This is a genomic window from Arthrobacter sp. JCM 19049 (genome assembly GCF_001310435.1).
In genome coordinates this window covers 1-3996 of sequence record NZ_BAXF01000191.1, presented here as the reverse complement: position 1 = coordinate 3996, position 3996 = coordinate 1, and the positions used below count along the sequence as shown (strand labels likewise).

Here is a 3996-nt window from a genome sequence, read left to right as displayed (position 1 = left end):
GGCCGGGTGGCCCTGCCCGAGGACGTGGCCGGGGCGGTGGCCTACTTCGCCAATGCGCAGAACACCTACGTCACCGGCGTCTCCCTGCCCGTGGACGGCGGGTACCTGGCCAAGTAGCCTCCCGCCCCGGCGCCGCTGTTTTGATACCCTCCCCAGTGGAAGGGACGGCGGGCCGACCGGCCTGCCGGACGGTGAGGGAAGAGGGATGGTCATGGGTGCTCCACGCACGGTTGCTGCGCCAAAAACCGGGGGCTGGTCATTGCCGCCGGTGCTGCGGGAAGGCACGGCGTCGGACCTGGCCGAGCGCGGACTGCAGGAACGGGTGCGGTTCTGCGGCCTGGACCTGAGTGGGCTGGACCTGTCGGGCAGCACCTTCGAGGAGTGCGAACTGCAGCGGCTGGGCATCTCCGAGGCCAACCTGCAGGCTGCCCACTGGCTGCGGACCGTGGCCGGGAACCTGCAGATCCCCGCCCTGAACGCCCACCGGATTGGGATGTGGCAGGTGCGCCTGGACGCCTGCCGGTTCGGGGGCGCGGACCTGGCCGAGGCGCAGCTGGAGAACGTGGTGATCAGCGGGTCAAAGTTCACCTGGCTCAGTCTGCAGCGGGCCCGGCTGCGCGACGTGCTGTTGCGGGACTGCGTGATCGAGGAGCTGGATTTGAGCCAGTGCCGGATCGAGCGTCTGGCCTTTGAGAACGTCAAAGTCGGCACCATGCACTGTGCCGGGGCAAAAATGCGTCAGGTGGATCTGCGCGGAGCCCAGCTGCAGAGCCTGAGCGGGCTTGAGAGCCTGCGCGGCACCGTGGTAAACCCGGCCCAGCTGCAGTCGCTGGCCGAACTGTTCGCCGTGCACTTTGGGATCACCGTCCGAGACTAGGCGCTCCCCCCGCAGCCGGTGCACGAACCTGCGGGCACTGAAAAGGTCCCGCCATCCGGTTGGACGGCGGGACCTGATCAGATCATCACTCGCACCCTCAATGAGGTTGTCTACAACAATAGACCAGCTCCATGTTGGTGCTGATTGTGTAAGCAGAGCCGGAGAAAGCGCGTTCACTCTCGAATTTCCTGTACCACGGCAGCAAATCGGTGGAGTCCACGAACTCTTTGACCGCTGCAAACCGGTGACGGACGTAGCGGGTCAAATGTCTTGGCCAGTCCTGGCCGTTTGGCCGTGGTCGATGTAGAGGTCATGACGTCGGACGCCAGCGGTGATGAGGGCCTGAATCTGGCGTTCGATGTGTTGGACATGAGTAGATGTGCTGGCGTATCCGACCTATTTGGGCATCGGCCTTCAAAAGTGTCTCGCAACTAATGGTGCAGACCCGATTCTATGCCGTTAGCTGCGGCACATAGTTATGAGAATGTCAGTCGACTGATTTTTCGAGGATTGCTCACCACGGGAGTGGGCATCGATGTGACGTCTTGCAACCTATAGGTTGGAAGACGTCTCACCTCGAACAAGCTGTCGTTATCACGGAATTTTCAAGTCAAACGGTACCCACACGAGTCTAAATAGCAACCAAGCAGTCTAAATTGCCCGATCTTTCAGGTTGTTAATCCACCCCGTTTCAGACATCGTGAGAATTTTCGAATCCTGCGACGAACTGAAACGTTCCGGATGCCGTGCAGCAGCCGTGGCTTGGTGGCATCGCTAAATTATTCACGTACTAGAAAATCTGGGTTAGGAAGAAGACTTCCACCGTCAGGGGAACCTGGCGGTGAGAGCAAGAAAGGAAATGACCTCCAACACGGCACCCGCCATCCTGTAGGTCACTCACTCATTCTCGCCGGGGCGTTGACTAACTCTGTAATAGCCCCAGAGCATTTAATCCAACTCAATGCAGCGCCTATGCGTTGCCTAAATGAGCCCGCATTCAGCTGTTGCTTCGAGGTAGTCCACAAACACGGGGTCCGTCAGGTCTCCCGCACGCATGAAGGGCCCATCTTCCGGATCTTGCTCACGGCGCGACGGGAAACCAATGACCGCGGTGAGGTACCGGTTGAGCTTGTCTCCTGCCACCCCATAGACCTTGAAGCCGGTGATGAAACTTCCTTCGCGCTCAAGCAATACCGAGACCCGTTGTCCCAAGGCATGCTGGCCGAAAGAACCCGATATGGGAGTTCCAGCATGTCGCCATGGAAAAGCTCCTGCCAGTAGAACTCGGCGTCTTCAACGGCATCTTCATCGACAGCGACCGGCCGCCCATTTCTTAGTTCCAGGAGAACCGCGGGATTGGTGATGGTAAACAACGCATCAATCAGATCCTCCCGCACTTCCTCATCAAATTCGAATCCATCAGGTTCCATCAAATGAACAGGAATTCCGTAGGCCTTATAGTTATCTTCAAGGAGCGCGCGCACCTGTGTCGGAGTCACCGACGGCAACTTTGCGGCTTCCCACCTCTTCAGCAATTCTCGTGGATCTATGGGAGTCACGGTCATTTGATCAGCTCCATCTTTTTCCTCCATCAGCATGCCTGGCCGGCAACACCGTAGAAGGCGTGTGATCCAGGACTGCGTCCGGATGGGTGGTAGCGACAATACTTCTTGGAGGAATTGGTCTTGTCTTTTTCAGGGCCAACCGGTGTTTTGCTTCTCACGCTATAAGCCACAGACCTTGCCCCGGCTTTGGTAGTTGACCATACATTACCGCTGGCTCGAGCACGCGACACGGCCTCGTTCTTCGACATTCCGTCACCAATGAGCAAGCCGTTTGTGCGGCGTACAACTTTGTAATGAGCAGGCGGATTCTTTTTCTTGCGAATAGCCTCCCTGATACCTGCAATCGCTTTGTCGGCTGCTATATAAGTTACACCAGCGATCACAACTACGGCCGAGGCAAGGAATAGAGCCTTAAAAATTGCTCCCAGTGAAGGAACTAGGATCAATGCCAGAGGAATTACCGAGTAGTCTGCTTGATCAGATCGATATTCTGATTTTTCGCCGGTATCAGGTTTGTAACCGTAAACCAGATGAGCTCTTCATCAACCTGGAGTACATCTACCTGATAGGTTCCACTAACGATGCACTTGGACTCCGGGTCCCGCGACGGCAACAGCACGAGTTTCGTGCCCAAGGAACCCATGAACTGCTCCACCCCGACTGCGCGCTTCTTACCCCGACCGATGCCGGCCTCGTTATCCCAGATGAGCCGGCGCGGCACTCGTTCAAACTGCTGCAAGAGATCCCACATGTCAAGCAAAAGGTCTTCGGTATGACGGCTGGGAATCATGCGGGCCGCCATGAAACGGGAGTTCGCCAAGGTCATCACCAGCACCGGCATCAACGAGGCCTGGTCTTGGCCCAACGGGATTTTCTGCGGTGGGAACCAGAGGTCGCATTGGGCGGCGTCACCAGGTAACTAGGTAATGCGGTCGGCCGGATCGGCCGGCCGCATTTCGGGCCTGAACTTCGCGACGTGTTCACGCAGCCAGCGCACCGACCGGTCCAGCCGATCCGCTCAGCGATGACCGTTGAGGCATCGTCGGTGTTTCCTTCAGCAAACGTCGTAGGGCATCTTCGTAGGGGGCGAACGCGGTTGCCTGCTGTTTGCGTTCGTATTTAGGCGGTGTGGTTGAAGCTGCCGCCTTCACAACGGTGGTGCGGGAAATTCCGAGATCACGGGCGATCCGCGACTTGGGAACTCCATCTATTACGAGCCTTCTGATCAAAGCCCAATCTTCCAAAGTGATCACACTCCTTATTCTGAGAGTGTTCACTTTTCGAGTTCCGTTTATGTCCAGTTTTCAACTTCCGTCGACAGCCTTGATAAGGGAGGGAAACACCAACGGATAGGTCAGACCACCAGACCCACACCTGTTGGCGGCCAGCAAGCGAGGTACACGCCCATCCTTCTGAATGTATCAATACTCGTAGAATGGATGATATATCGACGCATAGTTCAAGGCACTGAGTTTTACACCCTCAATTGCGAAGAGCCGATAAAGGTTCAAGCGTTTTTCCGTGCCTCCTTAAAGCAAAAGCTGGGTCGCCACC

Annotated in this window: 5 protein-coding genes; 2 read left to right on the top strand and 3 right to left on the bottom strand. The window is 57.1% G+C overall.

Annotated features, from left to right (window positions below; all coding sequences use genetic code 11):
• Positions 1–6: 6 nt before the first annotated feature.
• Both JCM19049_RS19790 and JCM19049_RS09240 read left to right on the top strand, forming a co-directional pair.
• A complete protein-coding gene (locus tag JCM19049_RS19790; protein WP_279402841.1) occupies positions 7–117 on the top strand; it encodes a hypothetical protein in 111 nt (36 codons plus the stop codon).
• Between the two features lie 94 nt (positions 118–211).
• Positions 212–877, top strand: a complete 666-nt coding sequence (locus tag JCM19049_RS09240) for a pentapeptide repeat-containing protein (RefSeq protein ID WP_279402840.1) — start codon at positions 212–214, stop codon at positions 875–877.
• A 1037-nt stretch (positions 878–1914) separates the two neighbouring features.
• Here JCM19049_RS09240 and JCM19049_RS09235 read toward each other — a convergent pair.
• The 3 genes from JCM19049_RS09235 to JCM19049_RS19785 all read right to left on the bottom strand — a co-directional run bounded on the left by JCM19049_RS09235 (position 1915) and on the right by JCM19049_RS19785 (position 3695).
• Positions 1915–2469 carry a hypothetical protein gene (locus tag JCM19049_RS09235; protein WP_279402839.1) on the bottom strand — a complete coding sequence of 185 codons (555 nt, stop codon included), beginning with the start codon at positions 2467–2469 and terminating at the stop codon, positions 1915–1917.
• Between the two features lie 430 nt (positions 2470–2899).
• Positions 2900–3286, bottom strand: a complete 387-nt coding sequence (locus JCM19049_RS09230; RefSeq protein ID WP_279402838.1) for a hypothetical protein — start codon at positions 3284–3286, stop codon at positions 2900–2902.
• A gap of 136 nt (positions 3287–3422) precedes the next feature.
• Complete coding sequence (locus JCM19049_RS19785; RefSeq protein WP_279402837.1) at positions 3423–3695, bottom strand: helix-turn-helix domain-containing protein; 273 nt, start codon at positions 3693–3695, stop codon at positions 3423–3425.
• Positions 3696–3996: the final 301 nt, after the last annotated feature.

Bases quoted from the DNA above. Each gene is read 5' to 3' on its own strand.
- JCM19049_RS09240 (WP_279402840.1), top strand. From the start codon at position 212: ATGGGTGCTCCACGCACGGTTGCTGCGCCAAAAACCGGGGGCTGGTCA.
- JCM19049_RS09235 (WP_279402839.1), bottom strand. From the start codon at position 2,469: ATGGAGGAAAAAGATGGAGCTGATCAAATGACCGTGACTCCCATAGAT.